Origin of the sequence: Devosia sp. 919, assembly GCF_013185965.1 — a bacterium.
GTDB lineage: Bacteria > Pseudomonadota > Alphaproteobacteria > Rhizobiales > Devosiaceae > Devosia.
Genome location: NZ_JABAOL010000001.1, coordinates 1,782,504 through 1,802,550 on the forward strand (window position 1 = coordinate 1,782,504; position 20,047 = coordinate 1,802,550).

Annotated in this window: 17 protein-coding genes and 2 tRNA genes; 10 read left to right on the forward strand and 9 right to left on the reverse strand. The window is 63.2% G+C overall.

All coding sequences use genetic code 11. The annotated features are described in order from the left end of the window. Positions 1–8: 8 nt before the first annotated feature. Both pgi and map read left to right on the forward strand, forming a co-directional pair. Positions 9–1,658, forward strand: a complete 1,650-nt coding sequence (pgi, locus tag HRQ64_RS08580) for a glucose-6-phosphate isomerase (protein ID WP_172122983.1) — start codon at positions 9–11, stop codon at positions 1,656–1,658. Continuing rightward, on the forward strand, positions 1,655–2,410 hold the full coding sequence (map, locus tag HRQ64_RS08585; RefSeq protein ID WP_172122984.1) for a type I methionyl aminopeptidase: 756 nt from the start codon (positions 1,655–1,657) through the stop codon (positions 2,408–2,410). Before pgi ends, map begins: the two co-directional genes overlap by 4 nt. 2 nt (positions 2,411–2,412) lie before the next feature. Here the strand turns inward: map and HRQ64_RS08590 are convergent, their stop codons facing one another. From HRQ64_RS08590 to HRQ64_RS08610, 5 genes are all read right to left on the reverse strand, one after another. Next, positions 2,413–2,940 carry a hypothetical protein gene (locus HRQ64_RS08590; RefSeq protein WP_172122985.1) on the reverse strand — a complete coding sequence of 176 codons (528 nt, stop codon included), beginning with the start codon at positions 2,938–2,940 and terminating at the stop codon, positions 2,413–2,415. Positions 2,941–3,050: 110 nt separating this feature from the next. Further along, entirely contained in the window at positions 3,051–3,221 is a 171-nt protein-coding gene (locus HRQ64_RS08595; RefSeq protein ID WP_172122986.1) for a hypothetical protein, read from the reverse strand. An 84-nt stretch (positions 3,222–3,305) separates the two neighbouring features. After that, complete coding sequence (locus HRQ64_RS08600) at positions 3,306–3,533, reverse strand: hypothetical protein (protein ID WP_172124907.1); 228 nt, start codon at positions 3,531–3,533, stop codon at positions 3,306–3,308. A gap of 120 nt (positions 3,534–3,653) precedes the next feature. Then, positions 3,654–3,728: transfer RNA gene (locus tag HRQ64_RS08605), tRNA-Lys, on the reverse strand. A gap of 68 nt (positions 3,729–3,796) precedes the next feature. Beyond that, entirely contained in the window at positions 3,797–4,573 is a 777-nt protein-coding gene (locus tag HRQ64_RS08610; protein ID WP_172122987.1) for a hypothetical protein, read from the reverse strand. A 139-nt stretch (positions 4,574–4,712) separates the two neighbouring features. On the opposite strand from HRQ64_RS08610, the gene glmU reads away from it, so the two are divergent. Next, positions 4,713–6,065, forward strand: a complete 1,353-nt coding sequence (gene glmU / locus HRQ64_RS08615; RefSeq protein ID WP_172122988.1) for a bifunctional UDP-N-acetylglucosamine diphosphorylase/glucosamine-1-phosphate N-acetyltransferase GlmU — start codon at positions 4,713–4,715, stop codon at positions 6,063–6,065. A gap of 1 nt (position 6,066) precedes the next feature. Beyond that, the gene (glmS, locus tag HRQ64_RS08620) at positions 6,067–7,893 is read left to right on the forward strand and encodes a glutamine--fructose-6-phosphate transaminase (isomerizing) (RefSeq protein ID WP_172122989.1); all 1,827 of its coding nucleotides are present in this window, start codon (positions 6,067–6,069) and stop codon (positions 7,891–7,893) included. Positions 7,894–7,895: 2 nt separating this feature from the next. On the opposite strand, the gene recG is transcribed toward glmS, so the two are convergent. Then, complete coding sequence (recG, locus tag HRQ64_RS08625) at positions 7,896–10,004, reverse strand: ATP-dependent DNA helicase RecG (RefSeq protein ID WP_172122990.1); 2,109 nt, start codon at positions 10,002–10,004, stop codon at positions 7,896–7,898. A gap of 105 nt (positions 10,005–10,109) precedes the next feature. Between recG and HRQ64_RS08630 the strand changes: the two genes are divergently transcribed. From HRQ64_RS08630 to HRQ64_RS08640, 3 genes are all read left to right on the forward strand, one after another. Next, a complete protein-coding gene (locus tag HRQ64_RS08630; protein WP_172122991.1) occupies positions 10,110–10,388 on the forward strand; it encodes a succinate dehydrogenase assembly factor 2 in 279 nt (92 codons plus the stop codon). Then, a complete protein-coding gene (mfd, locus tag HRQ64_RS08635; protein WP_172122992.1) occupies positions 10,385–13,876 on the forward strand; it encodes a transcription-repair coupling factor in 3,492 nt (1,163 codons plus the stop codon). Before HRQ64_RS08630 ends, mfd begins: the two co-directional genes overlap by 4 nt. Before the next feature lie 122 nt (positions 13,877–13,998). Beyond that, positions 13,999–14,742, forward strand: coding sequence for an invasion associated locus B family protein (locus HRQ64_RS08640; RefSeq protein WP_172122993.1), 744 nt, complete (start codon positions 13,999–14,001; stop codon positions 14,740–14,742). Between the two features lie 62 nt (positions 14,743–14,804). Here the strand turns inward: HRQ64_RS08640 and HRQ64_RS08645 are convergent, their stop codons facing one another. Beyond that, the gene (locus HRQ64_RS08645; RefSeq protein ID WP_172122994.1) at positions 14,805–15,995 is read right to left on the reverse strand and encodes an FAD-dependent monooxygenase; all 1,191 of its coding nucleotides are present in this window, start codon (positions 15,993–15,995) and stop codon (positions 14,805–14,807) included. A gap of 171 nt (positions 15,996–16,166) precedes the next feature. On the opposite strand from HRQ64_RS08645, the gene HRQ64_RS08650 reads away from it, so the two are divergent. The 3 genes from HRQ64_RS08650 (at position 16,167) to HRQ64_RS08660 (ending at position 18,144) form a co-directional block, all read left to right on the forward strand. Next, on the forward strand, positions 16,167–17,036 hold the full coding sequence (locus tag HRQ64_RS08650; RefSeq protein WP_172122995.1) for a TerC family protein: 870 nt from the start codon (positions 16,167–16,169) through the stop codon (positions 17,034–17,036). Positions 17,037–17,038: 2 nt separating this feature from the next. After that, positions 17,039–18,010, forward strand: a complete 972-nt coding sequence (locus tag HRQ64_RS08655; protein ID WP_172122996.1) for a quinone oxidoreductase — start codon at positions 17,039–17,041, stop codon at positions 18,008–18,010. A gap of 44 nt (positions 18,011–18,054) precedes the next feature. After that, a tRNA-Ser gene (locus HRQ64_RS08660) sits at positions 18,055–18,144 on the forward strand. A 45-nt stretch (positions 18,145–18,189) separates the two neighbouring features. On the opposite strand, the gene HRQ64_RS08665 is transcribed toward HRQ64_RS08660, so the two are convergent. Then, a complete protein-coding gene (locus HRQ64_RS08665) occupies positions 18,190–19,110 on the reverse strand; it encodes an acetamidase/formamidase family protein (RefSeq protein ID WP_172122997.1) in 921 nt (306 codons plus the stop codon). 130 nt (positions 19,111–19,240) lie between these two features. Next, a complete protein-coding gene (locus tag HRQ64_RS08670; RefSeq protein ID WP_172122998.1) occupies positions 19,241–20,032 on the reverse strand; it encodes a YdcF family protein in 792 nt (263 codons plus the stop codon). Positions 20,033–20,047: the final 15 nt, after the last annotated feature.

Sequence of the window (20,047 nt, forward strand, 5' to 3'; positions counted from 1 at the left end):
TCATCTTCATGGCGAAATCAGGGCGCAAGGCCAGCTTCACCGATCTCGGCAAGCATCGCAAGCGGCTTGAAACCCAGCCCATGCGGCTGCAATTCGCCGAGGATCCCAACCGCTTTGAGCGCTTTTCCGCCCGTGCGGGCGACCTGCTGCTCGACTACAGCAAGAACCGCATCGACGAAGAAGCCATGGCCGCGCTCTTCGACCTCGCCCGCGCCGCCGGCCTCGAAGAGCGCCGCACCCAGATGTGCGAGGGCGAGCATATCAACCTCACTGAGAACCGCGCGGTCATGCACATGGCCCTGCGATATCAAGGGGATAGGCCTGTTCCTGTCGATGGCAAGGACGTCATGCCGGACGTGCGCGCAGTGCTTGCGGCCATCAAGACCTACACCGACGCCATCCGCTCCGGCGAGATCCGCAGCCATACCGGCGAGCAATTCACCGATGTCGTCAATATCGGTATCGGCGGCTCCGACCTCGGCCCCGCCATGGTGACCCTCGCGCTCGAGCCCTATACCCGTCCCGACTTGCGCGCGCACTACGTCTCCAATGTCGATGGCGCCCATATTCACGACACGCTCAAGCGCCTCAACCCGGGGACAACGCTTTTTATCGTTGCCTCCAAGACCTTTACCACCGACGAGACCATGACCAATGCAGGCTCCGCCCGCAAATGGCTGGCCGAATCGCTGGGCGAGGAAGCCGTCCCCAGCCACTTCGCCGCCGTTTCCACCAACATCCCCGCCTGCGCCGCCTTCGGCATCCAAGAGGATCGCATCTTTGGTTTCTGGGACTGGGTCGGCGGTCGTTATTCCGTCTGGTCGGCCATCGGCCTACCGATCGCCCTTGCCGTCGGTTACGGCCATTTCTCCGCGTTCCTGAGCGGTGCCGACGCCATGGACCAGCACTTCCTCTCCGCCCCACTCGAGAAAAACCTGCCTGTTATCATGGGCTTGCTGGGCGTCTGGTACCGCAATGTCTGGGGCTTCTCCACTCACGCCGTCTTGCCTTACGACCAGCGCCTGTCACGCTTTGCCGCCTATCTGCAGCAGCAGGACATGGAATCCAACGGCAAATCGGTGACCCTGAGCGGCAAGCCCGTGGCGTGGTCCACCGGCCCCATCGTTTGGGGTGAGCCGGGCACCAATGGCCAGCACGCCTTTTACCAGCTGATCCACCAAGGCACCGATGTCGTGCCCGCCGACTTCCTCGTTGCTGCCCGACCACACGAGTCCATGCCGCCCCACCACGCCAAGCTCGTGGCCAATGTGCTGGCGCAGTCCGAAGCGCTGATGCTGGGCAAGACCGAAGAAGAGGTTGTGGCTGAACTCAAGGCACAGGGCCTCGACAAAAAAGCGATCAAATCTTTGGCTCCGCACAAGATTTTCCCGGGCAACCGGCCGTCCAACACCTTGTTTTATCCCCAGCTCACCCCCGAAATGTTGGGCTCGCTCGTCGCTCTTTACGAGCACAAGGTCTTCACCCAAGGTGTGATCTGGAACGTCAACTCCTATGACCAGTGGGGCGTCGAGCTTGGCAAGCAACTCGCCAAGGCCCTGCTGTCCAAGGTAGAGGGCACCAGCGGCGCCGAGGACCATGACAGCTCAACCCGAGGCCTGCTCGCCTATTTCCACGCCAACAAGGGCGGACCGGCATGACCGTCAGCACCGAAGAGCAGCTGCAAGCCCTCAAGGAGATCGGGCGGATCTGCGCCATCACCCGCGACGCTATGAGTTCGGCGATGCGGCCGGGCATGACCACGGCTGAGCTCGACGATATCGGCCGCGCCGTTCTCACCGAGCACGGCGCGCGCTCGGCACCCGAGATCACCTATGAGTTCCCCGGCGCCACCTGCATTTCCGTCAACGAGGAAATCGCCCACGGCATCCCGGGCAACCGCGTGCTGCGCGAGGGCGACCTCGTCAATATCGACGTCTCGGCCGAAAAGAACGGCGTCTTTGCCGATACCGGCGCGTCCTTCGTGCTGGGCAAGGGGGACGCCCGGCTCGATGCCCTCTGCCGCGACGGCAAGAAGGCCATGTGGGCCGGCATCCGCACTGTCAAGCCGGGCGCAGGGTTCAACGAGATCGGTAATGCCATCGGCAAGTTCGCGAAGAAAGGCGGCTACACCCTGATCCGCAATCTCGCCAGCCACGGCGTGGGCGACAGCCTGCACGACGAACCCGGTGAGATCGCCACCTGGCCAGACCGCTCCGAACGCCGCCGCATCACCAATGGGTTGGTGTTCACCATCGAGCCTTTCCTGTCGCTCGGTGGCCGCTGGGCGGAGCAGAAATTCGAAGACGACGAATGGACGCTGGTCAGCAAACCGTCGGCCCCCTGCGTGCAATATGAGCATACAGTGGTAGCCACGCCCCGCGGTGCGCTGGTGGTGACGCTGGCCGCCTGAGCCTATACGGCGTTCAGGATCATCGGGGCAGCGAGGATAGCAGCAATTGCCACCAGAAACCGCAGATTGCCCAGCGCTCGCAGCGACGCCATGCTGAGAATTGTCGACAGCGCGGCGAATGCAGCTAGCGCAATCGCCATTGGCAGTAGCCCAGCTGTGGATATCGCCGCGCCGTCCGTGAGTTGCTCATAGGCCGTCTGCCCGGCCCAGCAACCAAGCAGGGCCACGATCAGCACCGTCATGGCCTTCGCCGCGATCAAAAGGGCCAGATCGATCGTCTGGCTCGCCAGCAACAGGGCCACGCCGCTGGCACTGACATGGGCCGCGACCAGGATCACGAACAACCGCGGATCCGCCAGCAGCGGCACCATTCCAGGAGGAGACGCGAGGGGCAGGTTGCCGATGAGTGGCAGGTCGCCGCCGTAGCGCCTCAGCAGCAGGATGACATACAGCATGACCAAGGTGCCGACGGCGAAAACAAGCGCCGTCGCCACCCAGACTTTGATCAGTTCGATATTTTCCTGCGACACGGAGAAGTCCGGCTGATGGAGGGATGCTGATCGAAGTGCCGATCAATACCCGCCCAGCTCTAGCAGCCGAATCTCACCGCGAGGTAAAGCGCGGCTCTGGTAGGCTGCCGCTACTGGCCGCCCGGATTGGAGGGGCCTTCGGATTCGCCGGCTTCGACATTTTCGAGTTCAGTATTTCCCGCGCCGCCGCTGGGAGCCCGGTTCACACCGGTAAACACCAATGTTGCCACCGCAATGATAACCACAACAACAATGATCGCCCCGATCACACGCCTGTTCATGCACATGCCTTTCTGCTTGTTGTCGACACAACGGGAAACGAGCGTTCAAGTTTCCTGCGCCGCAAATCAAGGCTGCCAAAACACTTAGCCTTCAAGCAACCCCGGGGGCAGGGTGCCGAGCCGAACCAGCACGCGGGGCTCGTCATAGGTGTCGGTTTCGATGTCGACTTCCTGGGAAAACGCAATGACCCCAGCGCGTGAAGGGGCCAGCCGTTCGGCTGTCAACAAGGCCTTGTCCTCGCTCTTGACCTGCTGCACCGGCTCGGCCACGAGCTTTTTGCCGACCTGCTTGAACGCCTGCACCAGATACATCGTCGCCACGCACGCCTCCGTTCAATGAGCACGTCCACGCGCGCCAAACACATTGCGCCTAGCCCTTCGGCTATGCACACCGAGCTTAACTCAGCCTATAAGTGACGTGGATAAGAAAGATGGTATGCCGGGAGGGGGTCGAACCCTCGACCATTCGATTAAAAGTCGAATGCTCTACCACTGAGCTACCGGCACAAACCAAAGGGGACGCCTTGCGGCGTTGCGGCGGAACATAGTCAGTGGCTGCCCGCTGTCAACCGCAATCACAAACCTGTACCGCGATATGGTGCCGGCGAACAGGCAATGGATACCTGTTGCAGACGAGCGCACAGCGCCGCTGCCTCGCCTTCTTCGCCCATCGGACCCGCAATGATGCGCGCCTGTTCGCTCGCCGCTTGCTGGCCCAGCAGCGGAACAAGGCCGAGCAACAGCGGTCCCACCTGGTCTTGCAGTTCGCGCCAGGCGGCGTTTGCTTCGGCAGGCGCGATGGCATCCCCTACAGCCACGCCGAACGCCGACCCCTCGCCCGTGGCGGCTTGCTGGACGCCGAGCGGCTCCGGCAAGGGTTGGTTGGGCGATGAACTCGGCAGCGCCGGGAGCGGGGTTCGCCGGATGCGCACGGAGCCGCCTTGGGCTTCCTCAACAACGCTTCCATCCTCCCCTACCGAGGCAGTGACCGCCTCGCGATCGATGCCCAATTCTGCCGGCAGAGCTTCGAGGAGATTGGGCACGCTGACCTCAAGTGCCCCAACGCGCTGAACTGTTTGGCGGCCCGCTTGCTCTTGCAGGGCAAAGCGGTTCAACAGCGTTCCATTGTCGCGGCGCAGCCGCACGGTCTCGGAATTGAGCTCAGCAACCTGGTCCTGCAACTGCTCGAGACTGGCGCCACCAAGCCGCGATTTATGCAGGCCGTTGAGCACGCTGGTGGGCAACAGGGCCGACACATTCGCGGCCAATACGGCCAGGGCGCTGCACACCAGGGCTATGATCGCCCAGCGTGTTACGTCCGATTGCCGAAAATGCCCGGAAGGGTTAGCCACTTTAGCCCTCTTGCCGCCCGCCGAATCGCGCGGTTAATGGAGCTTAGCACTGCGGCGCTGTTATCGCTTCGCCAACGCTTGCCTGCCATAATTTCCTGCCAACGCGTGTTCCCAACAACGCGGTCCGGAGAAGACGATCATGACTGAACTGCTTTCGATCATTCTTGCGGCGGGCGAGGGGACCCGAATGCGCTCGGCAATCCCGAAGGTTCTACACCCCGTGGGGGGATTGCCCGTAGTCGGCCATGTGGTGCGCGCCGCCCGTGCGGCCGGATCCCAGCGGATGGCGCTTGTCACCGGGCCGCGACACCAGTCGATCCGCGATGCGGTGTCGCAAATCGATCCTGAAGTCACTCATTTCCAGCAAGACGTGCCCCGGGGTACCGCACACGCCGCCTCAATGGCGCGCGAATTGTTCAACAGCGCCGAAGGCTATGTTGCCGTGGTGTATGGCGACCACCCGCTGTTGCGCGGAGAAAACTTCCGCCTCGTGCTAGATCGCCTTGATGCCGGGCTCGACGTGGCCGTTTTGGGCTTTGAGCCCGCCGACCCCACTGGCTACGGCCGTTTCATCACTGAGGGCGATCAGCTGGTCGCGATCCGCGAGCACAAGGATGCGACGGAAGAAGAGCGCCGCATCGGCCTCTGCAATGCCTGCATCCTGGCTTTCCGGGCTGAAGTGTTCCGCGACCTCATCGACAAGGTCGAGACCAACAATGCCCAGGGTGAGTTCTACCTGACCGATCTTGTTGAACTGGCCAACAAGGCCGGCAAACGCGTCGGCTTCGGCGTTGCGCCCGAGAACGATGTGATGGGCGTCAATGATCGTCGGCAACTGGCGCATGCCGAAGCCTTGTTCCAGCAGGTACGCCGCGACGATTTCATGCGCGCCGGCGTGACGCTGCGCGATCCCGACAGCGTCTGGTTTTCCTACGATACCGAGATCGCCCAGGACGTGACGATCTTCCCCAACGTGGTCTTCGGCCCTGGGGTCAGGATCGCCAGCAATGTGGAAATCCGCGCGTTCTGTGACATCGAGGATGCCGTGATTGCCGAGGGCGCCAGCATTGGCCCGTTTGCTCGCATTCGCGGCGGCGCCGAGATCGGGGAAAAGGTTCATCTCGGCAACTTCGTCGAGGTCAAGAAATCCCGGATTGGCCCGGGCACCAAGGCCGGACACCTCAGCTATCTCGGGGATGCCGAGATCGGTACGAACACCAATATCGGCGCCGGCACCATCACCTGCAATTATGACGGGGTGAACAAGGACAAGACGGTGATCGGCGACAATGCCTTTATCGGCTCCAACGCGTCCCTGGTGGCTCCCGTCACCATCGGCAATGGCGCCTACACTGCCTCGGGCAGCGTCATCACCGAGGACGTCCCGGCCGATGCGCTGGCCTTTGGTCGCGCCCGTCAGGAAAACAAGCCCGGCTATGCGCCGCGGCTGCGCGAGCAGGCGCTCGCCAAAAAAGCGGCAAAGGGAAAATAGCATGTGCGGCATTGTCGGCATTGTCGGCAGCGAACCCGTCGCCACCCGGCTCGTGGATGCGCTGAAACGCCTCGAATACCGCGGCTATGACAGCGCCGGCGTCGCCACCCTGGAAGCCGGTGCGATCACCAGGCGGCGGGCGGAAGGCAAGCTCGGCAATCTCGCGCAAAAGCTCGCCTTTGAGCCCCTTGGCGGGCGCATTGGCATCGGCCACACTCGCTGGGCCACCCATGGCGCACCCACCGAGCAAAATGCCCATCCCCATGCCACCGACCGCGTCGCGGTAGTCCATAACGGCATTATCGAGAACTTTCGCGAATTGCTGGCCGATCTCGCCAAGGACGGCTACCTGCCCAAGACCCAGACCGATACCGAATCGGTGGCGCTGTGGACCAGCCGCGAGCTGGACAACGGGGCCGATCCCGAACTGGCCGTAGCCCGCACGCTCAAGCAACTGCGCGGTGCCTTCGCCCTGGCCTTCCTGTTCAAGGATCGCGATGGCCTGCTGATCGCCGCGCGGCATGGGGCGCCGCTTGCCATCGGCTTTGGCACGACCGAAATGTATCTGGGCTCCGATGCCATGGCGCTGGCGCCCTTCACCTCGCGCCTGACCTATCTCGAAGACGGCGATTGGGCGGTGATCACCCCCGAGGGTGTCACCATTCGGGACGGACGCGACGCCATCGTGCAGCGCGAGCAGCAGATTTCCCAAACTTCGGCGCTGCTGGTCGACAAGGGCAATCACCGCCACTTCATGGCCAAGGAGATCTACGAGCAGCCTGAAACCATCTCCCATACGCTCAGCCACTATGTGGATATGGGCGCCGAAGCGGTCGCCTTGCGCGAAACCCTGCCGTTCAGCTTCGCTGACCTGACCCGCCTCACCATCAGCGCCTGCGGCACGGCTTATCTCGCGGGAGCCGTCGCCAAATACTGGTTCGAGCGCTTTGCCCGCCTGCCGGTCGACATCGATGTGGCGTCCGAGTTCCGCTATCGCGAACCACCGCTCGAGCAGGGCGGGCTCTCCCTCTTCATCTCGCAGTCGGGGGAGACCGCGGACACCCTAGCGGCCTTGCGCTATTGCGCACGTGAGGGCCAGCATGTCGCCTCGCTGGTCAACACGCTCGAATCCACCATCGCGCGGGAATCGGGCGTGGTGTTCCCCATCCTCTGCGGCCCCGAAATCGGCGTGGCTTCCACCAAGGCGCTGACCGCGCAACTGACCGCGCTAGCGAGCCTTGCCATCGCCGCCGGCCGTGCCCGTGGCGTGCTCAGCGCCGAGCGTGAAGCCGAGCTCGTGCGCGCCCTGATCAGCTTGCCTGCCGCCGTCTCGCAGGCCCTGGCTGCCGAAGGGCAGATCAGCGACATTGCCAAGCGTCTCTCCAAGGCCAAGGACGTGCTTTATCTCGGGCGCGGTCCCATGTTCCCTATCGCTATGGAAGGCGCGCTCAAGCTCAAGGAAATCAGCTACATCCATGCCGAAGGTTATGCGGCAGGCGAGCTCAAGCACGGCCCCATTGCCCTGGTTGATGAGGACATGCCGGTGATCGTCGTCGCCCCATCGGACGAGCTGGTCGACAAGACCTTGAGCAACATGCAGGAAGTAGCGGCCCGCGGCGGCAAGATCATTCTGATCACCGATGCGGAGGGCGCCAAGACTGTCGGTCACGGCGTGGCCGATATCATCGAGATTCCGCATGTCGACGGCTTTGTCGCGCCGATCCTCGCCTGCATTCCCGTGCAACTGCTGGCCTATCACACCGCCGTCTTCATGGGCACCGATGTGGACCAGCCCCGCAACCTCGCCAAGTCGGTAACGGTGGAGTAAGACTAGCCCGCCCGGATCAGCTGGATCGCCTGATCCTTGCGGAACAGGTAGAGCAGGGTGCGCAATGCCTCGCCGCGCTCCCCGACAAGTCCAGGATTGGCTGCCAGCGCCGCCTTGGCATCCTCATGGGCAAAATCCAGCAGGTGGCGGTGCACATCGGGCACCGCCAGGCGATAACCCGGCATGCCTGATTGCCGCGTGCCCAGCACATCGCCTTGCCCCCGCAATTCCAGGTCCCGCTCGGCGATCTCGAAGCCGTCTTCCGTGCTCTTGATCGTATCGAGCCGCGCGCGTGCCGTGTCGCTCAGTGGCTCCTTGTAGAGCAAGAGGCAAGCCGAGCGTTGCGAGCCCCGCCCCACGCGCCCGCGCAGCTGGTGCAATTGCGCCAACCCAAACCGCTCGGCATGCTCGATGATCATGATGCTGGCATTGGGCACATCCACGCCCACCTCGATCACTGTCGTCGCGATTAGGAGCTTGAGCTCATTGGCGGCAAAGCGGCTCATCACCTCGTCTTTTGCTGCCGCGCTCATGCGGCCATGCACCAGCGCCACCTGATCGCCGAACACCTTGCGCAATTCGGCAAACCGGTCTTCGGCCGCCACGACCTCGAGATGTTCGCTTTCCTCCACCAGCGGGCAAACCCAGAAGGCCTGTGCCCCTTCGGCCAGTCGCGCCTGGAGCCGTGCCACCACCCGCCCGTAATCCTTGATCGAGAGCACGGCCGTATCGATGGGCTGTCGCCCCTTGGGCTTTTGCCGCAGCACGCTCACCGCCATGTCGCCGAAATGGGTCAGCACCAGCGTGCGCGGAATCGGCGTCGCCGTCATCACCAGCAGATCGGTATGCCGACCCTTGTCGGACAGGGCGAGCCGCTGGTGCACGCCAAAGCGATGCTGCTCGTCCACGACGGTCAGTCCCAGATCGTGGAACACCACCCCCGACTGGAACAGGGCATGCGTGCCGACGACAATAGTCGTCTCGCCGCTCGCGATCCGGGCGAGGATGGCCCGCCGCTCTCCAGCCGGCATCTTGCCCGTCAGCAGCTCACATCCCAGCCCCGCCGCCTCGCAGAGCGGCTTGAGGGTGCGGAAATGCTGGTTCGCCAGAAGCTCGGTCGGTGCCATCATCGCCGACTGGGCGCCGCTTTCGGCCGCCGCCGCCATGGCCATCAGCGCCACCACCGTCTTGCCCGCGCCCACATCACCCTGGAGCAGCCGGGACATGCGCTCAGGCTTGGCTAGGTCCGCGCGAATATCCTCTACTGCCTGTTGCTGGCCTTCGGTCAGCGAAAAGGGCAGGGCGGCGGTGACCTTCTCGGTGATCTCGCCGGTGAACTGGCGTGCCACCCCATGCGCGGCGACCATGCTCGAGCGGATCAGTTGCAGCGTCAGCTGGCCCGCGAGATACTCGTCATAAGCCAGCCGCATGCGGGCAGGGGACCACAACTCCGCTTCAGCCGGGTTGGCGGGCAGATGCACCGCGCGCATTGCCTCGCCAAAGCTGGGCCAGCGCCGCTCGGCTATCGTGGCATCATCGATCCACTCGGGCAGCGCCGGCACCGTTTCCACCACTTGCCGCACCAGCTTGGCCAGCGCCTTGGAGCTCAGCCCATTGGTGAGGGGGTACACCGGTTCGACCAGCGGCAGCGTGTCGAACTTGTCGGCTTCCACGATATAGTCGGGATGGGTGATCTGCTTTTCGCCGTTGAAAAACCCGATCTGCCCGGAAACGAAGCGCTCCTCACCCACGGGCAGCGCCTTTTCCACCCAGCCGCCTTGGGCGCGAAAGAACACCAGTTGCACATCCCCGGTCTGGTCATGGGCAAATACCCGATGCGGCACATGCGGCTTGCCTCGCGGCGGGGGCTGGTGCCGGTCGATGTGAAGGCGCAGGGTGACGATCTGGTTGAGATAAGCCTCGGCAATACCTACCTGTCGGGAGCGGTCCACGACGCCCGAAGGCATATGCATCAGGATATCGAGCGCGATCGCTTCCTGCCCTTCCGGCGCCCCGAAAAAGCGCGACAACAAAGCCGCCAGCTTGTCGCCGACGCCCTTGATCGCGTGGAGCGAGCGAAACAGTGGATCAAGCGAACTTGGACGGGACAACGGCGAATTCCTGAAACAGCGCGAGAAACGAGTCCTGCTGACAAGCCACCCTATTGACGATAAGAAGCCCGCTCAATCAACCGCAACCAGGATCATGGCGCTCAAATGACTGCCGGTGAGGACATTTCCATGCGCCGCAAGAAGATCCGCTACCGCGCCTGGCATCGCGGCACCCGCGAGATGGATCTTGTGCTCGGCCCCTTTGCCGATCGGCATGTCGATACGCTGAGCGCCGAGGATCTCGACCGCTTCGAAGCGCTCCTCGATGAGGAAGATCCCCCTTTGCTCAAATGGGTGCTCGACCAGGAAGCCCCGCCGGCAGGTGTGGACCTCGACTTTTTAGGCCGGGTTATCGCCGATCACAGGAGCCGCATGGCCAAATGAACGAACAAAAACCCGTGGTTCGTCCCAGCCGTATCATCTCCAATGTGCCCGATGGCATGCAGCCCATGGTGCTGGCCAAGCTGGTCGAGCAGCGCCTCAAGGCTGCGCCTGAGGACGGCACGAGCCTGGTTTTCGTGGCCCGCGATGGCCGCCGCATGCAGCGCATCGCCGACATTCTGGGGCCCATGTTGCCCGGTCACACCGTGCTGACACTCCCCGCCTGGGACTGCCTGCCTTACGACCGCGTCTCGCCCAACAATGTGACCATCGCCGCCCGCATGAACACGCTGGCTGCACTCACGGCCCGCAATGAGCGTGGCGTGGTGGTGCTTACCGCCGTGAACGCCCTGATCCAGCGCCTGCCGCCCCGGGACGTGGTTGCCGGCATGTCGTTTTCGGCCGTGACTGGCCGCATCGTCGATAGCGAAAAGCTGATCGCGTGGGCCGCCAACAACGGCTATCTGCGCGTCCCCACGGTGCGGGAGTCGGGCGAGTACGCCGTCCGCGGCGGCCTCGTGGACTTGTTTCCCGCCAGTGCCGAAGCACCCTTGCGTTTCGACTTCTTCGGCAGCCAGCTCGAATCTATCCGTACCTTCGATGCCGACACCCAGCGCACGACCGGCACGCTCAAGCGCGTTGATCTGACGCCGATGAGCGAACTGGTGCTGAACGAAGACACAATCCGTCGCTTCCGCCAGAATTACACCGCCGCCTTTGGCGGCAACACGGTCGACGACACGCTTTATGCCAGCGTCAGCGGCGGCGCGCGTTATTCGGGCACCGAACACTGGCTGCCGTTTTTCTACGAGCACCTGGAAATGCTCTCCGCCTTTACGGGGGACGCGCCCTTTGTGTTTGATGACCAGGCGGCCGAAGCCTATGGCGAGCGCGTCACCCAGATCCGCGATTACTACGAGGCGCGTGAATCCGCTCGCACGCAAAAGCCGGTAGCCGGGGCAGGGGCGCCCTACAAGCCGGTCAAGCCCGAGCTGCTTTATGCCGTTGACCAGCATCCCTATGAGCTCGCCGGCGCCTCGGTTATCCAGCTCTCGCCCTTTCTGTCGCCTAACACCAAGGGCGCCGACGATGCAGGCGGCCATATCGCACCCAGCTTTGCCGCCGAGCGGCAGGCCACCGACACCAACCTCTTCCAGGCCGTGGTGGATCGCCTCCAAGCCGAACGCCGGCAGGGTCGTCGCACGGTCATTGCCTGCTGGAGCGCGGGCACGCGCGACCGCATGTCCCAGGTGCTCAAGGACCATGGACTGACGAACCCTCGCCTCGCCGAGAACTGGCGCGACGCCGAAACCACTAGCGCCGCCACGACCTCGCTTGTGGTGCTGCCGCTCGAAACCGGGTTCGAAACCAAGGACCTGCTCGTTCTGTCCGAGCAGGACATTCTGGGCGAGCGCATCCTGCGGCCTCAGCGCAAAAAGAAGGCAAGCGACGCGCTAACCGAGGCGGCGAGCCTCGCGGCCGGCGACCTTGTCGTGCATGTGGATCACGGCATCGGGCGGTTCCTCGGCCTCAAGGTCATTGAAGCCGGCGGCGCGCCGCACGAATGCGTGGAGCTGGAATATGCCGGCGACACCAAGCTCTACCTGCCGGTCGAGAATATTGAGCTGCTGTCGCGCTATGGCGCCGACGATGCGAACACCGCGCTCGACAAGCTGGGCGGCGTGGCCTGGCAGGCCAAGAAGGGTCGCCTCAAGAAGCGCATCCGCGAAATGGCGGAACAGCTCATCAAGATTGCGGCCGAGCGCCAGCTCACCCATGCCGATGTGGTCGAGATCAACCCGGGCGCTTATGACGAGTTCGCGGCGCGCTTCCCCTATGAGGAAACCGAAGACCAGATGGCCGCCATTGAGGCAGTCTTCGATGATCTTACCTCCGGTCGGGTCATGGACCGCCTGGTCTGCGGCGATGTGGGCTTTGGCAAGACAGAAGTGGCGCTGCGCGCCGCTTTCGCGGTGTCCCTCTCGGGCAAGCAGGTCGCCGTGGTTGTGCCCACGACCTTGCTCGCTCGCCAGCACTTCAAGACGTTCTCGCAGCGCTTTGCCGGCCTGCCGGTGAAGGTGCGCCACGCCTCGCGCATGGTATCGGCCGCCGAGCTCAAGGCGACCAAGGAAGGGCTCGCCGATGGGCAGGTCGATATCGTCATCGGCACCCATGCCCTCTTGTCCAAGACCATCAAGTTCAAGGATTTGGGCCTCCTCATCATCGATGAAGAGCAGCACTTTGGCGTCGGCCACAAGGAGCGCCTCAAGGAGCTCAAAGCCAATGTCCACGTCCTGACGCTCACCGCAACGCCCATCCCGCGCACGCTGCAGCTTGCGCTGACGGGCGTGCGCGACCTGTCACTTCTCGCAACCCCACCGGTGGATCGCCTCGCGATCCGCACCTTCATTTCGCCCTTCGATCCCCTGTCGATCCGCGAAGCACTGCTCCGCGAGAAATACCGCGGCGGCCAGAGCTTCTATGTCGTGCCGCGCATCAAGGATCAGGCGGAAATTGCTGATTTCCTTCGCCAACAGGTGCCCGAAGTCAGCTTCGTCGTGGCCAATGGCCAGATGGCGCCGGGTGAACTCGACGACATCATGAACACCTTCTACGATGGCAAGTTCGACGTGCTGGTCGCCACGACGATCGTCGAATCGGGACTCGATATCCCTAATGCCAATACGCTGGTCGTGCACCGCGCCGACAATTTCGGCCTCGCCCAACTCTACCAGATCCGCGGCCGTATCGGCCGGGCCAAGGCGCGCGCTTATGCACTCTTCACTGTGCCGTCCGATCGAAAGCTGACTGACACTGCCGAGCGGCGTCTGGGCGTGCTCCAGTCGCTCGAAAGCTTGGGCGCCGGCTTCCAGCTCGCCAGTCACGATCTCGACATCCGTGGCGCCGGCAATCTCCTCGGCGACGAGCAATCCGGCCATATACGCGAAGTCGGCTTCGAGCTTTACCAGGCTATGCTTGAGGAAGCTGTCGCCAATCTCAAGAACGGCGACGCCGATTACGAGGACACCAACGAGTGGAGCCCACAGATCTCGCTGGGCATGCCGGTGATGATCCCGGAAAACTATGTCCCTGACCTGCAGCTGCGCATGCAGCTCTATCGGCGCCTGGGTGACCTGACCGACATCCGTGAGATTGACGCCGCCGGCGCCGAACTCATTGACCGGTTTGGTCCTTTGCCCGAGGAAGTCGAAGCGCTGCTCAAGGTCATTCTGGTAAAGGCTCTGTGCCGACAGGCCAATGTGGAAAAGGTTGATGCCGGTCCCAAGGGCGCGGTGTTGACCTTGCGCAACAACGAATTCCCCAATCCAACCGCTTTGGTGCGAATGGTTGCCGATCCTGCCAGTCAGGTTCGCGTCAAGCCCGACCAAAAGCTCGTTTTCGCCCGCAACTGGCCCACTCCCGAGGCTCGCCTCAAGGGTGCTGCGGCCATCCTGTCTCGCCTCGCCAAGCTCGCTGCCGTCGAAGGGTAGGGGGCGCCGCATAATCCTTTGGCAAGAACGTCATGTTATTGCCCGATTTCAGCACTTGAAGGGCTACCAAGAATTGGGTGGCACCCTCGTCACCGGCTCCGCCAGAAAGCCAAGGAACGTTTATGATCTTCAGGAAACCTCTCGTAGCCGGAATTACCGCGGCAGCGCTTCTGCTCTCGCCTCTCTCCACCTTTGCGCAGGAGACTCCCGCTCCAGCTGCTCCGGCAGCCGAAGCTCCAGCTACGCCGGATGCGGCAGCTCCCGCCGAAGCTGCAACCGCTCCAGCAGCGGGCGGTCCCACGCAGAACTGGCTCAAGGTTTGCGATCCGCTGCCCAACAACCAGAAGGCCTGCATTATGCGTCAGGTCGTCTTGGCAAACGGGCAATTCCTGGGTTCCTTCCTGCTGCGTGATGATCCCGGTCAGGAAAGCCGCCTGCTGGCCGTCGCAGCCGTGCCGCTCGGCGTGCTGCTCCCTTTCGGCCTGACCTGGCAGATCGACGGCTCCAAGCCGGTACGCGTGCCGTTCATGCTGTGTGACCCCACCTCTTGCGCGACCCAGCTCGTGATCAACGAGGCCTATGTCAATTCCCTGAAGAAGGGCAGCACGCTCAAGCTGACCGCCAAGAACCGCCAGAACGAAGATCTGGTGATCGAGATCAACCTCGCCGGCTTCACCGCCGCCTATGATGGCGACGCTTCGCTGACCTTTGACCAGTTCCGCCAGGAAACCAGCGGCGAAAACGCCCTGGAGCAGGTTCTGCAGGATCGCGCCGAGCAGTTGCGCCAGCAGCTCGACAGTGGCGCTGCCGCCCCTGCCGATGGTGCTGCCCCCGCAGCTGAAGCGGCGCCCGCTCCGGCGCAGTAAAGCGCCCATCATTCACATGCAGCAAAAGGCGCGGGAAACCGCGCCTTTTGTGTCTCTGGGCCTTAGCGGATGCCCATGCCCAGCGAAAAGGCCTGCCGGCGCAAGCCGGGGAGCAGCTTGAGGGCCCATAGCCCGGCAGAGCGCACGGCCTGGACTGGCAGCATGTCCGCGAGCAACGAACGGAACAGCGCATCGACCATGCCGCCGGTGCGCGCCAGATCTGCGGCCCGCCGCCCCGAATAAGCCTCGCTGACCGCCTCGGCCCAACCCTGTTTGCTGGTGCTAACGCCTTGCAGCACCGCCGCCAGATCGGCCACATCGCGCAAGCCGAGATTGAGCCCCTGCGCTCCGATCGGGGGGAACGCATGGGCCGCTTCACCCACTAGCACGACGCCGCGCTCCCCTGCACGCTCGACACTGAGCGTGCTCAGCGGAAACACATGCGCGGGGGTGGCGAGGCTAATGGCCCCAAACAGACGCTGCGACTTCGCCTGGAAGATCGGCAGCAGACGCTCAGCACCGCCGGCCTGCGCCTCGCGCAGCACTTCACGATCATCGATCCACACCAGGTTCGCCCGGTTGTCGCCTGCTGGCACCAGAGTGAACGGACCTTGCGGGTAATGAAACTCGATCGACATGCCGCCAATCGGCCGCGCCAGTTCCAGGTCGCAGACCAGCGCCGCCTGCGTAAAGCCGTTCTCGCGGGCCCGGAAGCCGGCCGCGGACCGGATCAGCGATTTCTTGCCGTCCGCTCCAACGATCAGCGGCGCCCGCAGGCGCGATCCGTCGGTCAGGGTTAATTCCGGTGCCTCAGGCCCATAGGCGAATTCGGCGACCCCGATCGGGCGCGTTTCGAGATTGGGCAATTGCGCGGCCCGCTCCCGGAACTGGGCCAGCAAGCGTTGATTGGCGAAGTTCCAGCCAAAGGCCTCCAATCCAGACTCGCGCGCTTCGAACAAGGTCTCGGGTGCCCGGATCAATCGGCCTGTTGCATCGATGATCCGAATCTCGCTCAGCCGATGCCCCAAGACTTCGGGTTGGTCGATCAAACCCGCTGAGCGCAGAAATTCGACGCTCGGCATCATCAAGGCGGAGGTGCGATTATCGACAGGGCCAGGAGGCGCAAGGTGAATAACCTGCAGACCCGTTTTTGCAACGGCGATAGCCGCCGCTAAGCCAACAAGCCCGCCACCAACGACGATGGCATCGGCATCGGCACTCGTTGACGCGCTCGGATTTGGCAGGTCGGACATAAGAAACCTCGGTTCGACGTTAGGCTGAACTAGCACTTTCCGGCCCGGTGAAGCCAGCGCTCCGGCAAACTGCTGCCTAACCAGCAGGAGCGGGAAAACACAGACTTGCACTTCTCTAGCAGAGCGGAGCAGCCTAGATATGGTGGCCTGACAGCCGAGATGGAGTCTTGAATGCTGGAGCTGCTCGCCGATCCCAATGTATGGATCGCATTTGGTACCCTGACGGCGATGGAAATCGTCTTGGGGATCGACAACATCGTCTTCATCTCCGTGCTGGTTTCACGCCTGCCCAAGGAGCAGGCGGACCGGGCGCGCAAGATCGGTCTTGCACTGGCTCTCATCTTCCGCATCTTGCTGCTGCTGGTGATCAGCTGGATCATCAGCCTCACTCAGCCTGCGTTCAGCGCTTTCGGACTTGAGCTTTCCTGGAAGGACCTGATCCTCATCGCCGGTGGCCTGTTCCTCGTCTACAAGGCCACCCACGAAATGCATGCTGCCATCGAGGAGCCTCATGAGGCCGATCTCGCGCAGAAGGCTACCGCAGCCTTCGCTGCGATTATTGGGCAGATCATCGTAATCGACGTGGTTTTTTCCATCGATTCCATCGTCACGGCGGTTGGCATGGCGGACCATGTCGAGGTGATGATTGCGGCCGTGATCGTGGCTGTGGGCGTGATGTTTGTTGCATCCGGCCCGGTTGCCAAGTTTGTTGCCGATCACCCCACCACCAAGATGCTGGCGCTGGCCTTCCTGCTGTTGATCGGCATGTCCTTGGTCGCCGACGGGTTCGGCTTCCATATTCCCAAGGGCTATATCTATTCGGCCATGGGCTTCTCGGTACTGGTTGAGGCGATCAATATCATCGCCAAGAGCCGCAAGGCCAAGAGTCCCGCTCCCGTGGCTCCATTCACCGGACCTAGCGGCGCTATCAGCGGCAACTCTGGCGCCGCTGCGGCGACGACTCGCTCCCCGGGCAAGTCAACGCCCGTGAGCCGCGCGCAGTCGCGCCCCAAATCTGCGCCCCGCAAGCCTCGGAGCTGAGCATGAGCAAGGCGATCGTCGTTCGAAGTACCGGTGGCCCAGAGGTCATGGAGTGGAGGTACTGGCCGGTGAGCAGCCCAGGTGAGGGGCAGGTCGCCGTCCGCCAAACCGCGATCGGCCTCAACTTCATTGACACCTACCAGCGCTCCGGCCTTTATCCGCTGCAGACCCCGTTTGTTGCGGGCAATGAAGGCGCCGGCGTTGTTACCGAAGTTGGCCCAGGCGTGCAGGGCCTCGCCGTTGGTGACCGGGTGGCTTACCAGGGGCAGGTCGGCGCCTATGCCGAGCAGCGCTTGTTGGCTGCGGACCGTATCGTGCGCATTCCAGATGGCGTGGACGACCAAACCGCGGCCGCGGTGATGCTCAAGGGGCTTACTGCCTTTTATCTCCTGTTCAAGACTTGGCCGGTCCAATCGGGAGAAACCATTCTATGGCACGCTGCCGCAGGCGGCACGGGTCAGATCGCCACGCAGTGGGCCAAGTCCCTGGGGGTGCGCGTCATCGGCACGGCGGGGAGTGAGGAAAAAGTCGCCCTCGCCCTGCAGCACGGCTGCGAAGCGGTCATTAATTACAAGACCGAGGATTTTGCCGCCCGCGTGCGGGAGCTAACCGAGGGACGCGGCGTCGATGTGGTTTATGACGGCGTCGGCAAGGCCACGTTCGACAAGTCGCTTGATTGCCTTCGCCCGAGGGGGTTGATGGTCAGCTTCGGCAATGCCTCGGGCGTGGTGTCCATTCCGGACCTAACCGTGCTGTCACGCAAGGGCTCGCTGTTCGTAACCCGGCCGATCAGCGCGCATTATTTCCCCCAGCGCCCCGATCTGCTCGAGGGCGCCGAGGCCCTGTTCGGGGCAATCAGGTCGGGGGCGATCAAGGTCAATATCGGACGCACTTTCCCCCTCGCGCAAGCAGCCGAGGCACATCGCGCGCTCGAGGATCGGCAAACCACCGGCTCGGTGATCCTGCTGCCATAGGGGGATGGACAGCCAAACCGCCAGCGGCTAAACGCTGGCGCGTCGGGTAGGTGGCAGAGCGGTTGATTGCTCCGGTCTTGAAAACCGGCGAACGTGAAAGCGTTCCGGGGGTTCGAATCCCTCCCTACCCGCCAGTGCCGCTCTTCTGCAGCGGCCCTGGCTACCTTTATCCGGAACCGTCAGACGCCATGTCGCCTCGGCAGGAACCGCTTGGGTAGGCGGCAGGCAACGGTGTAGGCCGGATCGAACACATTGGCGACGTCGTATCGAACGACTTGACCCAGCAAATGGCTCGACGTCACGAGATCGAGACCAAAATCCTGACCGAGCCACTGCGCCATTTCGGTGGTGGCGTGCTGAAGGGCTTGGTCGAGCGGGCGCGCATTGCCGATGGTGATGATCTCCTCGGCCGTTTCCGCCCTTGGCCAGACCTGCGGCCGTCGCTTTTCCACACTTAGGGTAATGGTGACCTCAAAGCTGGTCTCCACCCCCGTGCCGACGATCTCGCCATCCCCCTGAATGGCGTGGCCATCGCCGAGAAAGAACAGCGCGCCCGGCGCCGCTACGGGAAACCACACCGTGGTGCCCGGGCCAAAGCGCCGGTAATCCATATTGCCGCCGTGCTCGGCGCTGGTTGCGGTGGAAATTGCCTGCCCAAGTGTGGGGGCGACGCCAAAGCACCCGATCATCGGCGCAAGCGGCAGCACCAGGTGCTCAAGACCGGGCACCGGGTCTTGCAACTGCACGGTCCCTTGTGCGCGATCGATGCGCCATTCCGTTCGGTTGCGGGGGGGTAGGACGCGAACAAATTCGGGGTCAACCACATTGGCGGCCAGCACTTGCCGGGTCCAGCCCGTGTCACGCGTGGGCTCCATCGCCATGATCTGCACCCGCAACGCGTCGCCGGGCTCGGCGCCTTCCACAAATATCGGCCCATTCATGGGATTGGGTCCACCCGAGCGGTTGACACCGTGCTCGTCATCGCCGGCTGCGTCCAGCGTTCGGGTGATCACCGTGTCCCCATTGGCAATGCGCAGAGCCGGCGGAAAAGTGCCGATAACATTGTAATAAGTGGTCGGCGTGAAGCGATGGATGGCCAAGCTGTTGTTCCTTCGAGGGGTTGAACCGGCGGCACGGCGCCGGGCTGATGCACTCCCTGGCCAACCTAACCCCAAGCTGCCCCCAGCATCCAGCCACCAGTGCTGTTGAGCAAGCCAAGCCGTTCTGAACCTAGGGCGCGGGAAACCAGTCGCCAATGCGGCCGGTCAGTTTGTAGGCGATCAAGCCAATCCATTCGCGGAGCGCCAGTGTGGTGGTGTTCAGGTTCAGGATTGGGTTGGCCAGATCAAAGCCCATACCCTCGGTCCCTGAGCTGCGATAGTCGACCGGCCGCGGCAGCACCTCAAGACCAGCGCTGCGGAACAAGCCCACAGATCTGGGCATGTGAAACGCCGACGTGACCAGCACGATGGTCCTGGCTTCCGCCCCAAGCAGGGCGGCGCTGTTGGCCGCATTCTCGTCGGTGTTGCGCGACTCTCCTTCAAGCACCAGCCGCTCGGGAGCGATGCCCTGGGCGCTAAAGAACCGCCGGGCCGTTTCTGCTTCTGGTTCGCCATCAGCGATCAGCAGACCGACACCTCCGCTCAGCAGAATCTTGGCCTGGGGATACTGCTTGGCCAGCTGCAGGGTTTCGGTGAGTCTATCCCCTGCCTCGTTGAGTTCGGCAATGCGCCGCGCCGTGCTGACCCGGCCGGCCGTGGCGCCGCCCAGCATTATGATGGTTTGCACATCCGAGGGGAGGGGCTCTCCGCGTGGAAAGCGCTCTTCCAGCGGCGCAATCAGGTTGAATCCAAGCGTGGTAAAGGCGCTTAGCCCAAAGATCATTAGCCCGAGGCCAACAAATACCAGCCCCGCTAGTCGGCGGCGCAACAGGCTCAACATCCATCCCGCCAAAAACAGCACGAAGGTAAGGCTGACGGGCTGCACGAACAGCCAGAAGATCTTGGACAGGATGAAAAACATGCGAGGCTAGATGCC